Source organism: Arsenicibacter sp. R0_47 (assembly GCF_057652235.1).
The window spans coordinates 632,397-656,037 of sequence record NZ_JBYFCJ010000001.1; the positions used below are offsets into that span (position 1 = coordinate 632,397).

Here is a 23,641-nt window from a genome sequence, read left to right on the forward strand (position 1 = left end):
ACCAACCGCAGACTACTCATTCATGAAAAAATACGACTTCATCATTGCCGGTGGCGGGATGGCGGGTCTGAGTCTGGCCTATCACCTGAGTCAATCCCCGCTTCGCGACCGGTCAATTCTGATACTGGATAAAGAAGAAAAAAAGCAGAACGACCGCACCTGGTGCTTTTGGGAGGAAGGTGAGGGACCGTTCGAATCCATACTGTTCCGGAAATGGCAAACGGTCGAATTCCACGGAACCGGTTTTGCCGGCCCGCTTGATCTGGGCAGTTATCAGTATAAAATGCTGCGCGGGATCGACTTCTATGATCATGTCCGCAGCCACCTCGCCCGGTTTCCTAATATTGAATTTCGTCAGGCTACGATTAACCGCGTAAAGGAGACTCCGCAGGGGGGCTTTGTCATTGCCGATGACGAACCGTATATGGCGAACTACGTGTTCGACAGCACCTTTCCGCTCAATCTGAAGGACCCCGACCGGCACAATCTGCTGCAACACTTCAAAGGCTGGGTCATTACGACCAATAAACCCTGTTTCGATGTGAACCGCCCGCGGATGATGGATTTCCGCGCCGATCAGCAGGGGGACTGCCGGTTTGTGTATGTGCTGCCCTTCAACGAAACCACGGCTCTGGTCGAATACACGATCTTCAACGAACGCCTGCTGCCCCAGGCCGATTATGAGCAGGCACTTAAGCAGTACATCGCCAATTTTCTGGATACCGGCGGCTATCAGATCAGCGAAACCGAGTATGGGGTGATCCCGATGTCGGACGTGCCGGCAAAAGAGCGGCCCTCGAAGCACATTGTCCGGATCGGAACGGCGGGGGGGCACACCAAGCCCTCGACCGGCTACACCTTTCAGCGTACGCAGCGCGCCATGCAGGCCATGGTCCGGAGTCTGGTCAGCCGGGGCAAACCCCGCCGGCGGCCGTCATGGGTGCGCAAACGGTTTAAGCTGTATGACAGCATCATGCTGAACGTGCTGGAACAGGGCCGCTATCCGGCCGATGATATGTTCACGCTCCTGTATCAGGATAATCCGACGTCCCGGATTTTTAAATTTCTGGACGAGGATACGTCGTTGGGTGAAGAGCTCAGGATCATTAATTCGATGCCCAAAAAACCGTTCACCCTTGCGCTGTTGAATGTATTGTGGCGCCGCGCGTTCTGAGCGCCGGCGCCTCGTGGCGGTTAACGGGCCTGCTGTGTTTTAGGCTGCGTTAACTTAATCAGTTGGCTGTCGATCCAGCGGGCAGCCTTTGTAATGGCGTATGGAACAGGAATCATATCGGTAACATGAATTTAAGCATTAACTGATGTGCAAATAACGACAGAAGGTATGCCATTATTCTGCCAATCAATACCCTAATTCTGCCAAAACGGACCTTCAGTCCGTTTTTTTTGGATTTGTGGCCAGGGAGTTAACAAAAATATAAGGTTGGTAACGAATTAGGTGCTGTTTATTTGGCCGTACTAACCCCGGGTTTGTGTTTGCTACATTATGGTGGGCATCTCCTGACGTGAAGAGATGCTAATGGATATACATTTAAGTAGTTTTTTTAAGCAGCAGTAGTTTATTTAGATGCTGATTTGTACTGAATAACTATTGACCTGCCGGATGCGTGCCTCTCTTATACTACTGGGAATATTGTATACATGGCTGAGCCAGGCTCAGTCGATAAATACCAATAGTCCTTATCGCGTTACTGTCCGGCATATCGGGGTTGATCAGGGCCTTCCGAACCGGACCGTCTTGCACGTTGGTCAGGATGGAGACGGGTTTATCTGGATTGGTACGATCGACGACGTATATCGGTTCGATGGCCGGCAGATTGTTCCATTGCCTGCGCTGGACTCCTCAGCCAGACATGTCAGGACGATTAACCTACTCATATCAGATCAGTTTGGCAATCTGTGGCTGAATGGCGGGGGCTCAGGTAATGAGCGCAATCAGTATGTTTTGTTGAAAGGACAAAAAAAACTGGCCCCTATTCAGGAGGCGTTTAAGAATGCTCCGTTTACTAATAACAGGGTTAATATTTTCGTCTCTTCGCCTAATAACGTGCTCCGGTATATCCGCACGAAGGATGGTACAATCTGGCGACAGGTAAAATCGGGAACATTTAAGCCGGTTTTCAGGCATCCCTTTCTCCGTAATAATTTTAAAGACGGCTTTTGTGAGACAGCCCGTAAAACGCTGCTGATTGCAGTGCCTTCCGGTACGGATCAATCGGGCACATTAACGGAAGTTGATAGTAATGGCCGTGTTCTTCGGCAGCGGTTTATGCCGAAGCTTATGAATCCGATTTATCAGGAGCTTGACGGCACCATTTACTGCAATACCTACATCGATTATGCCAGGGCGGCCATGCTGCCAAAGGGTGAGGCTGATGTGGTGCTGTACCGGTTGATGCCATCCGGCTCCCTTGAAAAGGTCTTTATTCCTTTTACCCGTGACAATAAAGACCCTGTACTGAATACGCTGGCCAAAGTAAATTCAAGCTATGATGCATTACACGGGCTTTTCTGGCTTTGCGGCCCGAATAAGCTCATGGCCTGGCACCCGCAGCATGGTGTAGTCTTTGACATCCGGCAAACAAGTTTCCCCTCGGCAAACATTGGCGAATACCGGAATGTGTTTGTTGACCGCACCGGTGCCGTCTGGATCTCAACCCTGAACGGAGTTGTGTTATTAACGCTGGAAGATAATCATTTCAGGCGCCTGCTGCATCTGACAGAACAGAACAAAACAGGCGAAAAACTAGCGATCAGGGGCATGGTACAGAATGGCCGGGAGTTGTGGGTAAATGCAAGTAAACCTTACCTGGTGAATCTGGAAACCGGTGTTGGCCGTCCGGCTTTTGCTGCGTCAAGTCATAAACTGATTTACACGCTGAATCTGTATCCGGCCATCCGTGGTCCGGAAGGAGCGATCTGGGCTTCCGCAGGGGATATTATCAACGTAAATCCGTCTGACTACAGGTTCGAAACAGGAAAGCTACAGTTGGATAACAGTAGCATCGCCTTGTGGCATGACGGGCGAAAACGGATATGGGTTGGCCATATGCGTGGTTTATCCGTTTTCGATACCGAAACAAGACAGGATCAGCTTTTTACCGGCTATAATCAGTTTAAAACGCTCGCCGAAAGCCAGGTAAACGGCTTTTTTCCGGATAAACGCTCCGGAAAGGTCCTGCTGGCGACAAACTCCGGACTGTATGTGCTGGATACGCTGAAAGGTGTTGAAGCGCGGTACAGCTCCGCCGGAAACGGGAAATTCCGGTTGCCTTTTGACAATATAACCTTTGTCTATCCCGACTCCGATCAGGCCGATACATACTGGCTGGCAACCCGTGGGGGAGGGCTGATCCGCTGGCACAAGCGCACTGGCAAAACGGTCGTGTTTACAGACAAGCAGGGTTTGTCGGATAATACACTTTACGCGATTTACGAAGACAAGTACCAGCGTCTGTGGCTACCCAGTAACCGCGGGTTGATGAGCTTTCACCGCAAAACCTTTCAGGTACAGATTTACCACACTGCCGATGGGATTGCCGATGAGGAATTTAATCTGCTGGCGCACTTGCGCAGTAACGATGGTCAGTTATTTTTTGGCGGTTTAAACGGGGTCACTGCTTTTTATCCGGACCGTATCCAGCCGCAAAAGCCGGTGTTTGTTCCGCTTTTAGTGACTCAGTATCAGAAACTGAATACCGAAACCGGGGCGATGGTCAGTCATTTTGCTGACTTTGAGGCAGACCACTCCATTCATCTGGCTCCGTCTGACCGGTTGTTCAGTTTGTCGTTTTCATTGCTTGATTTCCGGCAATTAGGGACCAACCGCCTTTGGTACCGGATTAAGGACTGGCAGGAAAACTGGGTGATGCAGGAGCAGCTCGATTTGCGGATCAATGGATTACCGGCCGGTGAATATACGCTTGAGGTGCGGGCACAGGCCGGTAATGGTACCTGGGTTTCGGATATTGTAAGCTTCCCTGTTGTGGTTGATAAACCGGTTTACCTGCGGACGTGGTTTTTGGTACTAAGTTTATTGTTATTGATTGGTGGCGGGCAACTGCTTTTCCGGTGGCGGAACCGGCAGCTGGTAGCCGATAAAATCCGGCTCGAACAGGAGGTAGCCCGCCGGACAGCGCAGATTGAACACGATAAGGCTATTATTGAACAGGATAAGACAATTATCGAAAAACAGGCAACCGATCTGCGGGCGAACGATACACTTAAATCCCGGTTTTTTGCCAACGTATCCCATGAGTTCCGGACGCCCCTAACGCTCTTGCTGGGTCCGATTCAGCATTTGTCGCGTCAGGTTAGTGAAACGGGTGCCCGCCAACTGTTGCAGACGATGGAACGGAATACGCAGCAACTGCTGACGCTGGTGAACGATTTGCTCGACTTAAGCCGTCTGGACGCCGGCGAGCTGATGCTGAACGAAAAGCCGGGAGATTTGTCATTGGGAATTACGCAGGTCGTGGCCAATTTCATGCCGGCCGCTACTTATGAAGGCATTGACTTGCGGGTGACCGGAGCCGATGAGCCTGCCTGGATGCTGCTGGATTTACCGCGGTTTGAAACCGTTTTACGCAATCTCCTGAGTAACGCTGTGCGTTATACGCAGGCAGGCGGTTCGGTCACTGTCCGGCTTGTGCGCGGAGAAGGCGTAGTAACGGTAACGGTGACGGATACGGGAGCCGGTATTCATCCGGATGATTTGCCCTTTATCTTTGACCGCTATTTTCAGACCAGACAGGTTGATAAGCCACTTCGGGGTGGTACGGGTATCGGCCTTGCCCTGTGCCGCGAATATTGCAACCTCTGGGGTGGTAACCTGACTGTACATAGTGAATTAGGCGAGGGGAGTACGTTTACGATCACATATCCTGTCCGTCCGGTGTCAGCTCCTGTTGCTCAGGTTATGACTGGCTCCGTTGCAGTAGCCAGTGTTTTACCCATGCCGGAAAGTACCGGACCGGCTGCTACCACTAGCGGACAGATAACGGTGCTGGTAGTTGACGATCATGCCGACCTGCGGTTTTATATTCAGACCGTTCTTGCGCCATTCTATGATATTCAAACTGCCCGGAACGGTAAGGAGGCACTTGACTGGTTGAAAGCACAGCCTGAAAACGAGTTGCCGAAACTTATTGTATCCGATGTGATGATGCCCGAACTAGACGGACTGACCATGAGCAAACTGTTGCGGGAAGATCCTGTGCTGCGGTTTATTCCGATTGTGCTGCTTACGGCCCGTGCCGACCTCGACAGCCGCTTGCAGGCCCTTCAGCTGGGGGTTGCCGATTACCTGACCAAGCCTTTTCAGGAAGACGAACTCATTGCCCGGGTCCGTAACTTACTGGTGCGTGGCGAGGAGCAGGCCAACTGGCATACGTATGGTGCTGACCCCGGCCCCGACCTATCCGTTGACGTGGCTGAGTCTAACCAGCGACCGGAAGCTGAGTGGATAAATACTGTGCAGTTGATCATTAAACAGGAACTGAACAGTTCGTTGCTGAATGTCAGATATCTGGCCGATGCGGTTGGTATGAGTGAACGCCAGTTTTACCGGCAGTGTAAAGCCCTGACCGGTATGTCGCCTAACCAACTGATTCATGAGGTCCGGTTGCAGGTTGCCCATGAGTTGCTCCAGAAAAATCCGGAAGCGCTGGTAAAAAGCATTGCTCTGGAAGTTGGTTATAGTAAATCGTCGTATTTCATCCAGCTTTACCGCGAACGGTTCGGCGTTCCGCCGGGGCAGACCCTTACGCTTCTTTAACTATTGTTGTTGCCGGTAGTGCTAAGTTAACCTTAGTGCTACCGGCAACATACTATTATTTACAAGCCTCTCCCGTGACTACGTAGGTCATCGTGTCGCTAAACGTTTCTCCGCAGGCATTGGTATAACTCGCCTTTAAGCTGTACGTTCCCGGCGTCTTCACATTTACGGCGCTGACGGTATACGTACCGGTCCGCCGGTAAACCTGACTATAGACGAATGCCGGTCCTTCGAAGATAAAGCTGTTGCCATACCCGCTTCCGGTCAGCTTAACAGAACAGTTATCAGGTCCGAGTACGGCTGTCTGCGTAAACGAGCTGACCTGCGCCACCTGGGCCGGATTACAGCTTACCGAAACGGCTGCCGTTGCTGTAGCTACACAACTGCCGCCATTGCTTGCTGTGACGGCATAATCAGTGGTAGTGGCAGGTGAAACGGTAATGGCGGTTGTACTTGCACCTGTGCTCCAGGTGTAGCTGGCCGCACCGGAGGCGGTAAGCGTTACCGATTGTCCGCCTGTAAGCGTAGTGGCTGACGGGCTGATGGTAACCGTCGGACTGCTGTTGACGGTAATGGTTGCCGTTGTGGTTGCTGAACAGCCACCACTGCTGACCGTGACAGAATAAGCCGTTGTGCTGGTTGGCGAAACGGTTATGGCTGCGGTTGTCTCACCTGTCGACCACGTAAAGGAAGAGCCTCCCTGCGCTGTCAGCGTGGTAGCAACGCCCTGGCAGATGGTCTGATTGCCGCTAATGGTGGCCGTCAGTGTACTTGGCGTTCCCTGAAACTCGTAGGCACCCATATCAATCGTTGTATTAAACGGTCGGGTGGCATTGGCCAGATCGGTGGCTGGTCCGTTGGCGGCGGTATAAACGTCATTGCTGCCACTATTGATGGCCGGCGAACAAGCCAGAAGCGTCAGGTCGTTGTTGGCTTCGTTGGTAAACAGCGGATCGGCCGTGCGGTTATTACCGGCATCTGTGTAGGTTGTACTGGCCGGATCAATCAGGCTGTTTTGTAGCATCACATCCTGTTCGCTCAGGTAGTTGAAATTGGCAGCCGCGTCTGCATTGTTGCGGATGATGCTGTTAAAGACGGCAAAATTCGCCCCTTCGCCTCCCGAGAAAACAGTGCCGCCACTCCGCGCTGTATTACGGTTAATGGTGCAGTTGATCAGGGTGAAACTGGCACCCGCACTAATGGCGCCGCCGACTTCTGCCCTATTACGGTTTAGGTTAGTGTTTATCAGGATATGATTACCGCCGTTTGCATAAACTGCTCCGCCCGGCCCGCTATTGTCTGATCCGTTCTGCTGAAACAGATTACCGACGATGTTGCCACTGTTGTACTGGTCAATGAATAAAGCACCGCCGTTTTTTCCTGATCCGAGCGTATTGGTTTGCCATTGTACAAGGCTGAACATGTAAGGCGCTGTGATGTGGGCACCACCGCCACCGCCGGATGCAGTGTTACCGGTAAACGCGCTGTTGACCGCCGTCAGGCTCACAGCTTTATCAAAAAGAGCCCCGCCTTTGGCCGTCGCTGTGTTCTGGTTCAGGATGACATTATCTAACAGAAGTCCGGCACCGTCAGCGCCCTTTACCAGAATAGCGCCGCCACTGCCGGCAGTGGCGACATTTTCGGTAAAGGTGCTGCTTCGGATCGTACTGACACCGACTGCCGTTGTACTGACCAGAATAGCGCCCCCGCCAGCGGTATTGGTGAAATCCGTTTCTGCGCCGTTGGCCGTATTCCGGTAGAACCGGCTGCCCGAAATGTTTACAAAAGGAGTTGCGGCAAAGATGGCCCCGCCACCCATCAGGTTAGCCGTACCGGTGGCCGTGTTGCCGGAGAAAGTACTGTTGTTGACAGTTAGCGTGCTGCGTGCCGGTACGGAAATACTTCCCCCCAATGTGTTTGTATTGCCCGTGAACGTGCAGCTGGTAAATCGGGCAGTAGTTGGATAGCGCGCTGAAAAACCGCCGCCACCAATGGTATTGTCCTGGCTGTTGCCTGTGTTCTGGTCAAAGAGCGTATTGTCAAATGACACATTCTCTGCAAAGTCAACGCCAACCCCTGCTCCTTCCTGGTAGCTTGTATTCCGGGAAATAATACAGTTTTGGAACTGTATACTGGCTACTTCACTGGCGGCAACCCCGCCGCCGCGTCTGGCATTTTCACCAATTGTATTCTGGCTGATGGTAACTCCGGTCAGCAATGTATTCAGTCCGTTGGCATTGAGCCCGCCACCGCCCAGACTGCTCCGGTTGCCAATAATATTGCCGCCGGTTATGGTTAGCGAATTGGACGAATGAATACCTCCGCCCAAACCCTGAAGCGATACATTCTGGAGAATATCTGTCTGGTTCAGTACGAATGCTTTTCCACGGATGGCATATACACCGCCTCCATCTGCGACCGCCGTGTTCTGACTTACCAGCGAGCTGGTCAGGGTCAGGGATCCGTTGGTGCTGTAGATGGCACCGCCCCGGTTTTCTGAACGGTTATTGATGAGGGTACTGCTCAGAAGCGTAGTCGTCATATAATCACCATAGATGGCACCGCCCCGGTTGGCTGAATGGTTGTTGATGAGGGTACTGCTCTCAAGGGTAGCTGTCAGGTAATTACCATAGATAACACCACCGTTTGTTGATGCGCTGTTACCGGTGAATACACTGCCGGTTATACCTGCCACCGCCGTTCCGCTGTCGCTGGCATCGGCGTAAATAACCCCGCCGTTAACGGCTGTATTATTGCTGAAAACACAATCTGTAATGGTTGTCTGGTTGATCCCTTCCAGTACTGTATCAAGGTATAAAACCCCGCCGTCAGTGGTTGCTGTATTACCGGTAAATGTACAGCTCCGGAACGCAGACAGGGAGATGTTGGCAATGTCGGGCCCTTCCCCGTAGTTAAAACCACAGCAGCCATCTAAATAGGCAACCCCGCCGGCCGGCGCTGTATTTCCGGCAAATTCGCAGTTAACGGCCGTCAGGCTGATAACCCCTGCGTAGGGAAACCAGCTGAATGCTCCACTGCTGTTGGTGCCTGTATTGTTCAAAAAACGGCAGTTTGTGATCACTGGCTTTACTTCACCAAAATAGGTGCTGGCGCCAAAGGCCCCACCCCTGAACGCGGTATTGCGGATAAAGGTAGTATTAGCGATTATCGGGTTGGCGTGACCGGGGTTTGCGGCTGAACCAGATGCACTAAACTGAATGGCTCCTCCCTTATCGCCGGAACCCGTGTTGCTGGTAAAATAACAATTCAGGATTACCGGGCTGGCCGTTGCTCCTTCGGCCGCCACGCTGCGAAGACCACCGCCCCCTTCTGAACTGTTCCCGTCGACCATACAGTTTATGATGGTTGGATTACTGCTGTTGCCTGAGCCGGAGGCCTTGTTATTAATCCCGCCGCCCCGGTTATCAGCAGGCCTGGTTTTGGCATACCCGCCCGTAATGACAACGCCGTCGAGCCTTGTTGCGTCGCTGACATTACTGAATGAAACGACATGGAGGCTGTTGGCGTCGTCCAGTATATTGTTTCCGTCAATATCACCGCTAAGGGTTGTGCTACCGGGCGTGCCGGTACTGGTGCTGATCACCCGGCCGATGGCAGCGTCTCCGCTAATCGTATAGCCACCATAGACTTCTACGCCTGAAGCAATCGAAAAACTGGCCGTTCTGTCGGTCGTACTGGTAGTCGGTTTGTAAAGCCCTGCCCCGACAAGGAAGGTAGTGCCTGAACAGGCCGTAGCAAGCGCCGCCGGAAGCCGGTCACCGGCCAGTGCATTGGCCCAGTTGCTGCCGTCTTTGGCGCCGTTTCCGGCTGGAGTTACATGCACGGTTGTCTTACAAAAGGGAGCAGGCGGGCAGGCGCCGGTAGTAATCGTAAATTCAGGGCAGTTGGTATCTATGGCTTCCCAGCCACTGGTCGGGATGGTGCCATTGGGTGCCGGGTTGCGATAATACGCGACTACACTACCGGCTTCTGTTTCTTTGTAAACATACCATTGAGGTTCCGCAAAGGACGGAATGCCCGGGTTACCCGTAACATACCCGAAAAAATAGATTTCATTACCTTTGGCAGCGGAGTAAAGATTCAGGCTTTCAACGTATAGTTCTAAGGTAACTCCACCGGCGAGTTCGCAGGTATTGCTTATACAGATGGATAAAGGCGGTGCCTGGGACACCTTTCCGGTGCCGGGCAATCCTGCCGGGGGGAGATTTTTACGGATATTGTGAGCAGCAGGTAGTGCTGGTTTGGCGAATGCGGTTACGGTACTGGCCAGCATTATCAGAAAAATAAGGATCCGAAAGGAACTGTCCGGATATACTGGCCTGCTGACAGGCAGTGGAGGTATGTATGGTAAGTTTTTCACGTTATAGGTTTCTTTACAAGAATAAGGCAGTTAGTGGATTAGCTACCGGTGATTACTGGCTAGGGTAGGACTCACCGGTAGCTGAAATAGTAGGTAACTTATTTACAAGCCGTTCCGGAGACTACATAGGTCATAGAATCGTCACTGATTTCGCCGCATGCGTTCTGATAGCTTACCCTGAAGGTATAGGTGCCTGGCTGCTTCACATTTAACCCGTTGACCGTGTATGTCCCCACCTTACGGTAGACCGCACTGAAGACATAGTCCTCCGGCCCGGTGATGGTATAGCCGGTTCCGTAGCCCGTGCCGGTGAGTTGCACCGAACAGTTGTCGGGGCTGAGCACGGCGGTTTGGGTGATTGAAACGGCATCGGCGATGATAGTCCGGTCGCAGGCTAGTGAAATCTCCGATAAGGCCGTAGCCGAGCATTGGCCGGTGGTGCCGGTGACAGAGAGGGTGGTTGCTGAGATAACGTTGCTGACGGTGATGGCCGATCCGCTCATGCCATTACTCCAGGTATAGCTGTCGGCGCCAGTGGCAGTGAGCGTAACGCTTTGCCCGATGGCAACGGCCGGGGCAGGGGTTGCCGTGATGGACACCGAAATGCCGCCACCACCCAGTGGCCCGCAACCCACGACGATTGTAACACCATAATTCCCGAATTCGCCGCAAGGCAGGGCAGAGGCAGAGCCTGCCTGTGTAATGCCGGCCTCATTGATAGACGACAGATAAAACTCCCAGCTGCTACCGTTCCACCGTAACTGATTGCCATTCAGTACCCACGAAGGAGCGCCCTGGTAGGTTTCGCCCGGCGTATAGATGCCGCCCAGCCCGTTGGTATTATCCGTTACAATGATAGTACGGGGAACATAAGGCGCACAGGGGTCAACCGGCGGGGTAAAGCTAACAGTACCGTTAGCAGTTGCCGAACAGGTTCCGCTCGTACCCGTTACGGACAAGGTGGTCACCGAAGTGACATTAGACAGCGCTATACTTGTACTCTGTACACCGTTACTCCATGTGTAACTGCTTGCGCCCGAGGCTATCAGTGTAACACTGCCTCCCGACGCAATGGTCAGGCTGGGGATGGCCGAGATACTGACCGGAGCGCAGACAACTGCAAAGGCGTCGGTTACCTGCTCATGCGAAAAGTCGTGGTTCGAAATCCCCAGTTTCCGGTTTGCCCCAACCGCATCTGACGTAAATTGTACTACCCACTGCCCCTGGGTCGTCGTCGAACTCCAGACAACGGTATTGCCCGGGCTATTGACCCCCTGTACCTGTAAGTGCAGTGAAATATCATTGGCATCGGAGACTGTGCCATTGTACAGCGAGGGATAGTAGGTTTCGCCCACAATGCCCCCAGTCATGGTCGCTGTCACACTTTGCCCGACCGTGTAGCTGGTTGAGTTAGGGGAGAGCGTAACGGTCAGTGCAGGTTTGGGCAATACCGTAAACCCACCCAGGTCGGTATCGGCAAATTCGTTGTTGGCGGCATTTCCCACATCGAAAACACGATTACTGCCGGCTCCCGTAAAGCGTACCACAAACCAGGCGGATGTTTGCCCGCTTTGCCAGGTAAGCGTGTTGTTGGAGTTTCCTTCGCTGTTTTCGATGAATGAAAGTTCGGAGACGGGCGTACCCATATCTGTCGGATCGCCGTCATACAGCGACAGTGCATAGCTCCGGCCGCTGGTGCCGCCTGTCAAGGTTACGGTAACGCTTTGTCCGATAGTATACGTAGCAGAAAGGGGGGATACCGAAACTGACAGCGTATTTGGTGCTGAGAGGGAGAGATGTTCCGGACCGGCGTGCAGGTGGGATGGAATACCTGCCAGACTTGCCTTGACCGTGAACACTAACAGCAAAAGAGAAAATATAACTGACTTCATGGAGGGTGAAGCGATTAACAAACGTGATGATTGAAACATATATCGGGTAGGCTGTAAACGTTATGGGCAGCTACCGGTAACCTGGAATGAAGTGATAAACGGTGGGGTGCCAGGCGTATCATACACTACAATGTAATACGTACCGGCCGTACGTAAGTCAGTAACCCCAAGAAGCCGGTTAATGACGGGGGCACGGAATCCCTTAATGCCGAGATAGTTTCCCGGGCCAGTAACGGCAAACCATCGTCCTGTACCGGTAAAGGTAGTCCGGCCGGGACAATTGGCCCCGCCAAGTACCACCGATGCCGGTGGTGTAGCCGTCAGCGACAGGGTGCCCGTACAGGTATTTGACGAGGATACACCCCCCGGCGCGACCCAGTTGGACGTACTGCCAGTAAGGCTAAAGTTTTTCAGCGTGCCGCTATTCTGGGCATTGGCCAGATTGCTCAGGCTGGTGACGCTGGTATTGGTTCCTCCATCATCCCCCTGATTGAACGTATAATAAGCCCGTAAACCCGTTTGCGTAGCCGGATTAAGCTGACAGGCATAATTCAGGGCAATCTCATATTCAGGAAGCGCACGATCCCAGATGCGTACTTCGTCCAGCGTACCGACAAAATAACTGCTCATCGATTTGGTTGCTCCCACGTAGATTTCATCACCAACCGTATTCAGGGTTGTCAGGCTGGCAGGCAGGGATTTGGTTTCTTTCAGCACACCATCAATGTAAAACGAGACCGCTGTACTGGCGGCTGGATCCGTACTAACAGCTACATGGTGCCATTTACCATCATTTACCGCATAGCTGCCTGTTACGTTTGCCCCGCCCAGATAGACCGCCAGATACCCTGTGTTCCGCATAACAAATCCCCAGCGACCGCCTGCGCTGGTATTGCCCCAGTCCATGATGTAGGAGTCGGTGGTTGCAGAGGTTTTAATCCAGGCTTCAACGGTGCGCGCCGAATTGCCGGCAACCCCGTTGAGGCCGGTTGCGACGTAGTTGCCCGTCGCGAAGTTTAGCGCGGCGCCTTTGGCCCGCACAGTAACGGTAGTACTTGCTGTTGCCGAACAGTCGCCGGTTGTTGCCGTTACGGAGAGCGTGGTTGTGCTGGCTGGGGCAACGACCACTTCTGCATCGGTCTGTCCGTTGCTCCAGCGGTAGGTTGTGCCCGTACCGGTTGCCGTCAGGGTGAGGTTTTGTCCGGCGTTGATGGTCGGAGTGTTGGGTGTAATCCGTACTGACGGGCTCGACAAGGCACCACAGCCTACTGTCAGATAAGGATAACCGCTGCCGGACGACCAGCCATCGCAGGGGATATACGACGGCGACCCTCCTTTATTGGTGGCCAGCACTGTTTTGTAAACGGTATGATAAATCTGCCATTCGGTACCCGTCCACTGGATGATCTGGCTATCCATTTTCCAGGAAGGAGCACCGTTAATCGTACCATTGACAAGATAGGAGCCGTTGTAGTTATCATTACTAAAGCTATATGTATCGATGCGTGTAAGCGGCACCGAACATGATGAGGTCTGTAGGTTGGCCGTGTTATCTGCCACACGGGGAGTTAGAGGTGAATTCGGGACTATGATTTGCCGCTGTGCCAAAGCAATCCGGCCAGCCGGCCCTGATATGAGAATCAGGATTAAAACCATTAGTCTGATTATGTTAAACGGTGATGGCTTACTGAGGGTACAATACTGGATAAGATGATAACTACTGTTAATTCCGGACATAAAGTCTGATACCTTGGTTGATTCGTGAAGATGTTTTGGCCTGTCCGGCCATGTTGGTGTTGCTGAGTTGCTGATGGTCTGTATTGAAGCAGAACTTCAGCAACTCAGTAACTATCGGAGACAAAAGGTTTATTTACAGGCCTCGCCTGTGACGACATAAGTCATGGTGGCGTCGCTGGTTTCGTCGCAGGCATTTTTATAGCTCGTCTTGAGTGTATAGGTTCCTGGCTGAGTCACGTTTAAGCCGTTGATGGTGTAGCTGCCCACCCGCCGGTAGATCGCACTGTAGACGTAGCCGCCTGGGCCGGTAAAGACGAAACCTGTCCCAAAACCTGCACCTTTCAGGGCTACGGAACAGTTGTTCGGCCCGAGTACGGCCGTTTGGGTTACCGATGTAACCTTGGCCGTTATTGCGGGATTACAGGTGACAGACACCGTTGCTGATGCCTCGCCAATACAGCCGTTTTGGTCCATGCCTAAAACAGTATAAGTGGTTGGTTTTGAGGGAGAGCCTGTTAATACAGTCGTGTTCGCTCCGGTGTTCCATGTATACGAACCGGCTCCGGAAGCCGTAAGCGAAAACGTATCCCCACCCGTAATGGTCGTGGCAGAAGGATTTATTGTAACGGTTGGTGATGTGTTCACCGTGATGGTTGCGTTTCCGGTCATGGTTGAACTGCAACCGTCACTTGTTCGGGCAGCCTCTACAGTATAGGTACCGGTATTGGTCTGGCTTCCAAATGAGATAGCCGAATTGGTTCCCTGAATCGCTGTACCTGAATTGGTGTTGCCCAGCTTTAATTGGTATGTGACACCCGACTCGGAGTTTGATAAGCCAATAGCTACACCACTGCCGCCAGTACAATAGCTGCCGCCACCTGTAACGGTGTACTGCGTAGGCGGGGCGCATAGAACGGTGACGGTGGCCGAGGCCGTGCCGGTACAGCCATTTGAGGTGCCGGTAACTGAGTAAACGGTTGTCTGGGTTGGTGATACACTTACCGTTGTGTTGGAGTTGGCGGGGGAGATATCCCAAAGGTATGTGTCAGCTCCGGAAGCTGTCAGCGTTGCCGACTGACCACTTATAATGGTTTGTGAAGAAGGAGCTATATCGACAACCGGCGCATCAGGATTTACCAAAGACCCACACCCCCCGCTGAGCGTAAGTGCACCAAATCCACCCCAACCCGTACAAGGCAGGTTGGTTTTTGACCCTGAATTGCTGGTCGCAAATTGCCCGTACTTGTTGTAAATAATTTCCCATTGGGATCCCGTCCAGCGGATGGTAAACAGTTCTCCCTCTCCGGGCGTTCCGGGGCTGGTCCATTGGGGGGCACCATTGTACGTACCCGCAGGCGTGTACGTACCCGTTGCATTTGCGGGTACTTCAGTACTGGACAACACGACGTTCTTGGGCACAAACGCACACGGAGATTGAGCGTTCACCGCAGCGAACGCGATGAGGGTAAGAAAAAATGCAGTTGCTACTTTCTTCAGTAGTAGCCTGGTTGGTAAATAATTAGTTGTCATTTTGCAAAAGGTTAAACTTAGTTTGACATTATATTGATTACTTACAGGTTTTGCCCGTGATCATGAAGGTCATGTGTTGTCGCTGATTTCGCTGAAAGCGTTCTGGGTAAGGAGAAATTAGAACGCCTCCAGCTGTAAATAATACCAGGATGCTTAGGGTTACAAAGTAACAACATGTGTACCTAGGATGGGGGGAAATCAATACCCGAATCCTGCCAATCAATACCCGAATCCTGCCAAAAGTGGTTTATTTTGGTGATAGGTTACTTCTGAGGGTAGGTTTGCCAGTGGGAGATGGCAACGCAAGTTTATCCTTTGTGTAATTGTAGATAAGATAAGTAAACAAGAGTTAGGGGGAGACTCATAAAAAAAGCCGCGGTATCCTGAGCGGAACCACGGCCTTGAGGAGCTTGTCTGCGTACTGATTTTGCCTTCTTTTCATGGGTGTTGCCGGTTAGTCGATGGCTACTTTGCGGCGGCTGGCCTTCAGATCACCGCGCTTCTTCTTGTCGGCCTTGCGCTCTTCCTGCGACGCCCGGCTTGGCCGGGTTGCCTTGCGGGGCTTCGGCACCTCAAACGCCTTTGCGATCAGCCGGAGAAATTTCTGCGTTACCTTCTCTTTGTTGGCCAGCTGCGTCCGTTCGGTCTGGTGCGTCAGTACCAGCTCGCCTTCGGTGGTCAGTTTGTTGGCGAGTTTCTCCAGCAGAACAGCCCGTTCGTCGTCGGTCAGCGCGGTTGAGCCGGAGACGCTGAAGCGCAGTTCGGCTTTGGTCGAAACCTTATTGACGTTCTGACCTCCCTTGCCGCCACTGCGGGCAAACTGGTAAGTGATTTCGGGTAGTAATTTTTGTGTGTCCATAAACAGTCTGTTACGGGAGGACAACACCAGTAACCCTGCAATATGTTTCAGAAAGCACCTGAGCCTTTACTTTTTTCAGTTCAGGTTACCGGATTGACGGTTCAGCCGTGAGGCCGCTGGTAGTGTGCGGCCCATACCCCAACTTTGACCCATCAAACAACAAATACTTTCCTCTTTTTACCATGAATAAATTGATCGGTCTGGGCGTGGCACTGGCAGCCACGTGGCTTATGGCGGCCCGTGTCGCCGATGTGTTGTCCGATACGGGGGTAACGATGGACAACGTGCGTCAGGGTACGCTGCAAAACCTGACCGAAGAACGCTGGTTTCAGTTCAGAAGTACCAATGCCATGCGGCAGATGGCCCGACGGATTCCGGAAAGCTCCCGGGCAACGGCAGTACGGGCCCTCGGTAAGGTGGTCCGGTCTTACTGCGAATCCGCTGAGTTTAAAAAGGAATTTCTGGGTTGGGTAAAGCAGAAATACCCTTACGACGACCGGTACAGCGATGAAAACATTGCCTCGCAGGAGCAGGCGGTCGGGCAGATGGATGGCATGGTGAACCAGCAGCTGGGTATGATGCAGCAGGCATATGCACAGATTGATCCGGCCATGCTTCAGCAGGTTGTCCGGGCACAGCTTCAGCAACAGGAGCAGGAACTGGCCGGTCTGGAGGGGGATGACCGGACGGCGCTGGCCACGGAGATCAGCGATGTGAAAAAGATGCTGAGCGCCACCGCCGGCAAACCGGCCGCGTTTAAAACGCAGTATCTGGCCTACCAGAACCGTAAACTACAGAAACAGGCGGCGGGCAACATCGCCGGCGAAAAGGAAAAAATAGCAGATGCCAAAGTACAGAATGCCGAATATCACAGCCAAAAAGCTGCGTTTGATGCGCATTCGGATGCCCGTCCGCTGCTGAAAAAACGCTTAAACGAATTTATTGCGCTGTGTAACGATGTGGATTTCGGGGCACAGACTGTGCAGAAAGGTTACCGGCTGGAGTTTGTTAATCCGGTACACCAGCGCAAACCGGCGGAGTGGAAATTCCTCTACCGCCTGGGTAAAGAACCGGTAATGGAGGCCAAAGCCTTTGCACAGGCCTGGCTGACAGATCTGGAAAGAGTACGATAAACGACTTTTATTTTCATAGGTTAGGGAGTTTCTACAGCCCGTCGACGCTTATCGACGGGCTGTTTTGTTTTACTCTACTATTCATGTAGTCATTTGCTCGGAAAGGAAAACAATCACCGCCGGAGCGGGTTCTGACTGCATAAACAACAAAACAACGTTATGACCCCGAATGCACATACAGGCCAGTTGGTAGACCGTACGGTTGAGGCCTTTAACGGAGAGGCAATTGCCGTTTCGGCACAGGATGGCATCTCTCTGATCGATAACTGGATCAGCTTCCTACATAGTGGTGACGCATCGACGAACCCGATTGCAAGCCTGCTCAGCGAACTCAAACTTGAACTACAGCGGGGTAATCCCGACAGCAATCATATTCAGGATGTATTGTTACAGCTCTCGGACCGCGCCTATGACGCAGCCAAAGGACAGGAAGAACTGGCACAGAACCAGCTGAAAGAGCTTAGCGCCGCGCTGCGGGAGTTTAGCCGGCAACTGGGCGGCGAACGCGGTGATGCTAATACTGCAGGTCGTGCGCCCATGACCAGCACCGTTGGTCAGACCAGCATTGCCGGTGTGGCTAATATAACGGCAGATGATGCAACACCAACCAGTACGCTTAGCGGACAGTACCGGACGCAGTCGGATGCGGGCAATACGCAGGCAACTCCCGGCGATGATGAGGCCATGGCTGAAAACACGCAGGGTGGCGGGGCATATGGCTCCGGATACGGTACAGGCTCATCAGCGGTGGAAGACGACGAAACCTCAGGCACCGGCCGTGGCACGGCTGGCGATATGGACGACAACACCAGTCGTCAGCAGGAAAATACTGAATTGCATGGTAACGAATAAACGAAACGGCAATGGGCTCTAACAATCTGGAACAAAGCATGCTTGATGATACGCTGACCCTGTTCCGGCAAAACGAATCATCGACAGTTTCACCTGCGCAGGGTGTTATGATGATTGACGGCTGGTTGCAGGCGCTGGATAAGGACCCGCACCTTGGCCATATCAAAGACGATCTGACGGAGCTGCGCAATCAACTTAATGCCGGTCACCCTGATCCGGGTAAAGTCCGGACGCTCATGGGGCAGCTGGCTAATCAGATTGAGGATGTAGCGCAGGGACCTTATTCGCAGGGGCAATGGACCGGTGGATTACAAAGCATGGCACAAATCATACGGCAATTCGGGAATAGCCTGTAATTTGGGGCTTCATTCAACCTCCCGAACACATGATTGTCACATTAACCTTAAATCCTGCCGTTGATACCAGCACAACCGTTGAGCAGTTTGTGCCGGAGCAGAAACTACGCTGTGCGGCTCCGCGCCACGATGCGGGCGGGGGCGGTATCAACGTCTCGAAAGCCATCCGGCGGCTGGGCGGTGAGTCACTGGCCTTGTTTACGTCGGGTCGTACGCAGGGACTGCTGTTGCAGGAACTGGTAGAAAAAGAAGGGATTACCCATCAAATTATTGGTATTGAAGGCAGTACGCGGGAAAACTTTATTGTTACCGAAACATCCACCAACAACCAATACCGGTTTGGGATGCCCGGTCCGGCGTTGACGAGTGCCGAAGCCGATGTGTGCCTCGCGGCCCTGCGCACGCTGAACGGGGCAACCTATGTAGTGGCCAGCGGCAGCATGCCGGAAGGATTGCCGGTTGATTTTTATGCGGTGATTGCCCGTGAAGTGAAAAAGCTCGGCGCCCGGTTTATACTGGATACGTCCGGCGAACCGTTGCGGGCGGCCGCGAACGAAGGCGTTTTTTTACTTAAACCAAACGTCGGTGAGCTGGCGAAAATGGTGGGTACTGACAAGCTGGAGCTGAGCGACGTTGACGATGCCGCGCTCGACATTATTCATCGGGGCAATTGTGAAGTAGTCGTGGTATCGCTCGGACCACAGGGGGCCATGCTGGTGACGAAAGATGGTTATGAACACATACCAGCCCCGCCGGTCAAGAAACTGAGTACCGTCGGGGCTGGTGATAGTATGGTTGGGGGCATGGTCTATGCGCTGTCGCAGGGCAAAACCTATGCCGACATGGTGCGTCAGGGTGTTGCCTGCGGATCCGCCGCTACGATGAACCCCGGCACCGAATTATTTAAAAAAGAGGATGCGGAACGGTTGCTGGCCTGGATTAACCGGGGCCGGTAATTACCGCATCTGCTGCGCATCGAGGGAGCGCCGGGCTTTGTCGGACAAGGCCCGGACACCCATCAGCAGCCCGGCAAAGCGCGGGTCGCTGGTCAGTCCTTTCTTGTAGCGGCTGTAAATCTGCTGGAGTACCACACTGTTTTTGAATAACCCGAATACATAGTAATACAAAATCTCCGACACATCGCGTCCGCTCTTCGCCGCATACCGGTCGGCAAACGCCTGACGGGTCAGATTGCCGGGGAGCCATGACAGGTTAAAGCCCTTTTCAAAATCCTGATCGGTGGCTTCGGCCCAGTAGGAGAGAGTGGTGCCCAGATCCATCAGCGGATCGCCGACCGTCGTCATCTCCCAGTCCAGCACGGCCTTAATGTGGGTCAGGTTCTGCGCATCCAGTACCACGTTGTCGTATTTGTAATCGTTGTGAATCAACGTGGGTGCTTGCCCGGCCGGTACGTGCTGCTGTAGCCAGTGCGCCAGTTCGTCCATAACGGCGATTTCGTCTGTTTGGGCGGCCTGATAGCGTTTGTACCAGCCCTCGATCTGTCGCTGTACATAGCCGTCCGGTTTCCCGATCTGAATCAGTCCCGTCGCCTCAATGTCAATCGCGTGCAGTTCGGCGAGGTTGTCGCAGAGTGCCTCCGACAAGTGGCGCATGGTATCGGCCGTCAGCGTTTGGGCCAGCTGCCGTGCCTGATGCGCCCGCAGAATAACCCCTTCGACCCGCTCCATGATGTAAAACGGATAACCCAGTACGGCCTCATCGTCGCAATAGAGTAAGGGCGCCGGTATTTTATGGTAGCCCGTCTGTTGCAGGGCCGACAGAATCCGGAACTCGCGGCCCATGTCGTGCCCGCCCTTGATGGCTTTAGCGCCGGCCGGTGGTCTCCGCAGCACGTATTCCGTCGCATCAGCGCGCAGAAAATACGTCAGGTTGGAGTAGCCACCCGGAAACTGCGCTACCGACGCGACCGGCCCGATCGCCGGGTTTACCTGAGCCAGGTACTGATTCAGCCGGTCGGTATCGAGTTCTTCGCCCGTCCGGACCGACACGGGTTGATCCACAGAAAGCATAGTGTTGATTTACGGGTTTGGTGCTTTAAACTGTTTCAGGATGGTTTTGGCCAGCGCCATTTTGTGCACCTCATCGGCACCGTCGTAGATACGGGCGGCCCGCTCGTGCGAATACCAGAATGCCAGCAGAATATCGCTGGTCATGCCAAGCGCGCCGTGGGTCTGGATGGCACGGTCGACAACGCGCAGCATCATGTTGGCCGTGAAGAACTTGATCATCGAAATTTCGCCCCTGACAGCAGCGGCGCCCAGTTCGTCGATGTGTTTGGCCGTGCGGAGTACCAGCAGTCGGGCAGCATCAATCTCGGCGCGGCTTTCGGCAATGAATCCCTGAATAAACTGCATGTCGCCCAGTAGTTTGTCTTCCGACAACCGGCGGCTCACGGCATACTGACACATCAGCTCAAAACTCCGCTCAGCGATGCCGATAAACCGCATGCAGTGGTGAATGCGGCCGGGGCCAAGGCGCTCCTGCGCCAGCAGAAAACCGGCCCCTTCCGGCCCGATCAGGTTGGCTTGCGGCACCCGCACGTTTTCATAGCGCAGTTCGGCATGGCTGGCCCAGCTGTCGCCGGCATGACCCATCACCGAGATATTGCGGATAAACTGCACGCCCGGCGTATCCATCGGCACCAGAATCTGGCTGGCGCGTTTGTGGGGGGCCGCCTCCGGATTGGTCACGGCCATCACGATGGCAAACGCCGCACCGTCGGCAGAGCTGGTAAACCACTTGTGGCCGTTGATGATGTACGCATCGCCGTCTTTTACGGCGGTTGTGCCCATCATGGTTGGGTTTGAGCCGGCAAACTCGGGTTCGGTCATGCTGAAACAACTCCGGATCTGTCCGTCCATGAGCGGATGCAGGTAGGCTTCCTTCAGGTGGGCGGGAGCGTATTTGTGCATGAGTTCGGTGTTGCCGATGTCGGGAGCCTGCGTGTTAAACACAAAATGCCCGAACGGGCTTTTCGCCAGAATCTCACTAATCTGCCCGAACTCACACAGGGTCAGGCCGAGGCCACCGTCTTCTTCCGGCAGGTGAAGCCCCCACAAACCGGCCTGTTTTACCAGCTGCCGTTTTTGTTGCAGGACCGGCTCAACCGCCGAAAAGTTATGCGTCAGGTTGTCGGGTGTTTCGAGGGGGTAAAGCTCCTGCTCAACGAATGCCTTTATCCTGGGCAGCAGCGTTTGCAGACGGTCAGTAAGGAACAGGGTTTCCATATTGTAAGGATAACGTATATAAAATCAGAACCAGTCGGGTTGCATCTCCAGCGTAACGCGGGCCGGCGCGCTGAGACGCTGTAGCAATGCATCGGTTTTAATCAGTTCATAGTCGAAAAAATAACGGGCCGTCATGATCTTGCCCTGATAAAACGGCTGATCGGCAGCATGGGCGTTGGCCAGCGCCTGACTGGCCGTGATGGCCTGTTGCAGCCATCGCCAGCTGATGGTTACGAGGCCGAACAGCTCCAGATATAGGGTGGCATCGGCCAGAAACGCTTCCGGATTTTCCCTTGCCTGACCGAGCAACTGACCGGTCAGCTGCCGGACGCGCTCGCATACCGCGTTCAGCGTATCGGCGAGGGATTGCAGGGCCGGTATTTGCTGCGCTTCCGCGATGGTTGTCATCACGGCCTCAAAATAAAGCTGTGCCGCTTTTCCGTGTTGCAGACTGATTTTCCGCCCCAGCAGGTCCAGCCCGTGAATGGCCGTGGTCCCCTCGTGAATCGGGTGAATCCGTGCCTCGCGGTAAAATTGTTCAACAGGGAAGTCGGTCGTATAGCCTGCCCCGCCCAGAATCTGAACCGCCGCCGAGGTCGTCAGGCAGCACATTTCGGACGGATACGACTTGGCAACCGGGGTCAGCAGGTCGAGCAGGAGCAGGGCATTGTCCCTGGCTTCGCCCGTTTCGACATGGGCAAGGTCAGCGAGGTAGCTGCAATACAACAGCAACGACAGGGAGCCCTCAACAACTGATTTCTGGAACAACAGCAGCCGTTTGACATCGGCATGGTTGATGATGAGCGTTTGCGGCAGGGCAGGGTCCTTTTCCGTAATCCGGCGTCCCTGCGGCCGCTGACCGGCATAGGCGAGCGATGCATAATACGCGGCCGTACCGATGGCCGTTGCGTTCATGCCGACGCCTACGCGGGCTTCGTTCATCATCTGAAACATGTAGGAAAGCCCTTTATTTGGCTCACCGACCAGATAGCCTTCGCAGTTGCCGTTACTGCCCATGCTAAGATGGGCAATCGGCGCGCCCTTGTAGCCCATTTTGTGATAGACACCGGCCGTCAGCACATCGTTCGGCTCCAGTTGCTGATTGGCATCGATGCGCTGCTGCGGCACCACAAACAGCGAAATACCCTTGACGCCGGCCGGTGCACCGCTGATGCGCGCCAGCATAAGGTGTACCACATTGTCGCAGGCATCATGGTCGCCGCAGGAGATAAAGATTTTTTCGCCCCGGATGTGATACACGCCTTCCTGACCGGTTGGTGTCGCGGAGGTGGTAATGTCGGAAAGCGAACTGCCCGCACCTGGTTCGGTCAGCGCCATGGTGCCCTGCCACTCGCCGGTATACATGCGGGGGGTATAGGCGTCGATGAGCGCCCGCGACCCGAAGGTACGGATGAGGTTGGCGGCTCCGGTAGTCAGAAACGGATAGACACTGGCCGAATAATTCGCGGCCTGGAAGATAAAACCGGCGCTGTTCTGGATGGTTACCGGCAGTTGCTGCCCGCCCTCGTCATAGCTGAACGTAGCATTGATCCAGCCATCAGCCCCGAACTGCTGTACAATGGCTTTCATGCCCGGATGCACCCTGATTTTGCCGTCGGTCAGTTGCGGCTCGGCGCGGTCCATGTCGGTCAGCAGGGGATGCAGGAGCTTCGCGGCAATCTGATCGGCCGCGTCGAGTACCATATCGAACGACTCGCGGCTGTGATCCCTAAAGTAAGGGTAGCGCAGCAGGGTTTCCGCTTGTTGTACTTCGTATAAATGGAAACGGAGATCCCGCTTCGAATAAAATGTAGCCATACCGGGAAAGCATAAACCATAAAGGTAGTATGCTTGCATAC

14 protein-coding genes are annotated in these 23,641 nt (G+C 53.7%); 6 read left to right on the forward strand and 8 right to left on the reverse strand.

Annotation, left to right across the window (positions count from 1 at the left end):
• The first annotated feature begins 22 nt into the window (after positions 1-22).
• Positions 23-1,174, forward strand: a complete 1,152-nt coding sequence (locus AC23NW_RS02565; RefSeq protein ID WP_487447503.1) for a lycopene cyclase family protein — start codon at positions 23-25, stop codon at positions 1,172-1,174.
• A gap of 447 nt (positions 1,175-1,621) precedes the next feature.
• Positions 1,622-5,794, forward strand: a complete 4,173-nt coding sequence (locus AC23NW_RS02570; protein WP_487447505.1) for an ATP-binding protein — start codon at positions 1,622-1,624, stop codon at positions 5,792-5,794.
• A 55-nt stretch (positions 5,795-5,849) separates the two neighbouring features.
• Here AC23NW_RS02570 and AC23NW_RS02575 read toward each other — a convergent pair whose 3' ends face one another.
• From AC23NW_RS02575 to arfB, 5 genes are all read right to left on the reverse strand, one after another.
• Complete coding sequence (locus tag AC23NW_RS02575) at positions 5,850-10,088, reverse strand: beta strand repeat-containing protein (RefSeq protein WP_487447506.1); 4,239 nt, start codon at positions 10,086-10,088, stop codon at positions 5,850-5,852.
• 185 nt (positions 10,089-10,273) lie between these two features.
• Entirely contained in the window at positions 10,274-12,067 is a 1,794-nt protein-coding gene (locus tag AC23NW_RS02580) for a hypothetical protein (RefSeq protein WP_487447508.1), read from the reverse strand.
• Between the two features lie 60 nt (positions 12,068-12,127).
• Positions 12,128-13,627, reverse strand: a complete 1,500-nt coding sequence (locus tag AC23NW_RS02585) for a LamG domain-containing protein (RefSeq protein WP_487447510.1) — start codon at positions 13,625-13,627, stop codon at positions 12,128-12,130.
• A 306-nt stretch (positions 13,628-13,933) separates the two neighbouring features.
• Positions 13,934-15,334, reverse strand: coding sequence for a hypothetical protein (locus AC23NW_RS02590; protein WP_487447512.1), 1,401 nt, complete (start codon positions 15,332-15,334; stop codon positions 13,934-13,936).
• 454 nt (positions 15,335-15,788) lie between these two features.
• Positions 15,789-16,193: an alternative ribosome rescue aminoacyl-tRNA hydrolase ArfB gene (gene arfB / locus AC23NW_RS02595; RefSeq protein ID WP_293844232.1), complete on the reverse strand. Its 405-nt coding sequence runs from the start codon at positions 16,191-16,193 to the stop codon at positions 15,789-15,791.
• Between the two features lie 182 nt (positions 16,194-16,375).
• On the opposite strand from arfB, the gene AC23NW_RS02600 reads away from it, so the two are divergent.
• From AC23NW_RS02600 to AC23NW_RS02615, 4 genes are all read left to right on the forward strand, one after another.
• Entirely contained in the window at positions 16,376-17,326 is a 951-nt protein-coding gene (locus AC23NW_RS02600; RefSeq protein ID WP_487447513.1) for a hypothetical protein, read from the forward strand.
• Between the two features lie 159 nt (positions 17,327-17,485).
• Positions 17,486-18,178, forward strand: a complete 693-nt coding sequence (locus AC23NW_RS02605) for a hypothetical protein (RefSeq protein WP_487447515.1) — start codon at positions 17,486-17,488, stop codon at positions 18,176-18,178.
• An 11-nt stretch (positions 18,179-18,189) separates the two neighbouring features.
• Entirely contained in the window at positions 18,190-18,534 is a 345-nt protein-coding gene (locus AC23NW_RS02610; RefSeq protein WP_487447517.1) for a hypothetical protein, read from the forward strand.
• Between the two features lie 29 nt (positions 18,535-18,563).
• Positions 18,564-19,490, forward strand: coding sequence for a 1-phosphofructokinase family hexose kinase (locus tag AC23NW_RS02615; RefSeq protein WP_487447518.1), 927 nt, complete (start codon positions 18,564-18,566; stop codon positions 19,488-19,490).
• On the opposite strand, the gene AC23NW_RS02620 is transcribed toward AC23NW_RS02615, so the two are convergent.
• From AC23NW_RS02620 to AC23NW_RS02630, 3 genes are read right to left on the reverse strand one after another with little or no spacing between them, the layout of a single operon-like run.
• Entirely contained in the window at positions 19,491-20,564 is a 1,074-nt protein-coding gene (locus tag AC23NW_RS02620; protein ID WP_487447520.1) for a phosphotransferase family protein, read from the reverse strand. It abuts the gene before it with no gap.
• Positions 20,565-20,573: 9 nt separating this feature from the next.
• A complete protein-coding gene (locus AC23NW_RS02625; protein WP_487447522.1) occupies positions 20,574-21,782 on the reverse strand; it encodes an acyl-CoA dehydrogenase family protein in 1,209 nt (402 codons plus the stop codon).
• Between the two features lie 24 nt (positions 21,783-21,806).
• Entirely contained in the window at positions 21,807-23,600 is a 1,794-nt protein-coding gene (locus tag AC23NW_RS02630; protein WP_487447523.1) for an acyl-CoA dehydrogenase, read from the reverse strand.
• Positions 23,601-23,641 lie beyond the last annotated feature (41 nt).

Coding starts and splice junctions, on each gene's coding strand:
- AC23NW_RS02625 (WP_487447522.1), bottom strand. CDS start 21,782: ATGGAAACCCTGTTCCTTACTGACCGTCTGCAAACGCTGCTGCCCAGG.
- AC23NW_RS02605 (WP_487447515.1), top strand. CDS start 17,486: ATGACCCCGAATGCACATACAGGCCAGTTGGTAGACCGTACGGTTGAG.
- arfB (WP_293844232.1), bottom strand. CDS start 16,193: ATGGACACACAAAAATTACTACCCGAAATCACTTACCAGTTTGCCCGC.
- AC23NW_RS02590 (WP_487447512.1), bottom strand. CDS start 15,334: ATGACAACTAATTATTTACCAACCAGGCTACTACTGAAGAAAGTAGCA.
- AC23NW_RS02630 (WP_487447523.1), bottom strand. CDS start 23,600: ATGGCTACATTTTATTCGAAGCGGGATCTCCGTTTCCATTTATACGAA.
- AC23NW_RS02570 (WP_487447505.1), top strand. CDS start 1,622: ATGCGTGCCTCTCTTATACTACTGGGAATATTGTATACATGGCTGAGC.
- AC23NW_RS02610 (WP_487447517.1), top strand. CDS start 18,190: ATGGGCTCTAACAATCTGGAACAAAGCATGCTTGATGATACGCTGACC.
- AC23NW_RS02615 (WP_487447518.1), top strand. CDS start 18,564: ATGATTGTCACATTAACCTTAAATCCTGCCGTTGATACCAGCACAACC.
- AC23NW_RS02600 (WP_487447513.1), top strand. CDS start 16,376: ATGAATAAATTGATCGGTCTGGGCGTGGCACTGGCAGCCACGTGGCTT.
- AC23NW_RS02580 (WP_487447508.1), bottom strand. CDS start 12,067: ATGAAGTCAGTTATATTTTCTCTTTTGCTGTTAGTGTTCACGGTCAAG.
- AC23NW_RS02565 (WP_487447503.1), top strand. CDS start 23: ATGAAAAAATACGACTTCATCATTGCCGGTGGCGGGATGGCGGGTCTG.
- AC23NW_RS02620 (WP_487447520.1), bottom strand. CDS start 20,564: ATGCTTTCTGTGGATCAACCCGTGTCGGTCCGGACGGGCGAAGAACTC.
- AC23NW_RS02575 (WP_487447506.1), bottom strand. CDS start 10,088: ATGCTGGCCAGTACCGTAACCGCATTCGCCAAACCAGCACTACCTGCT.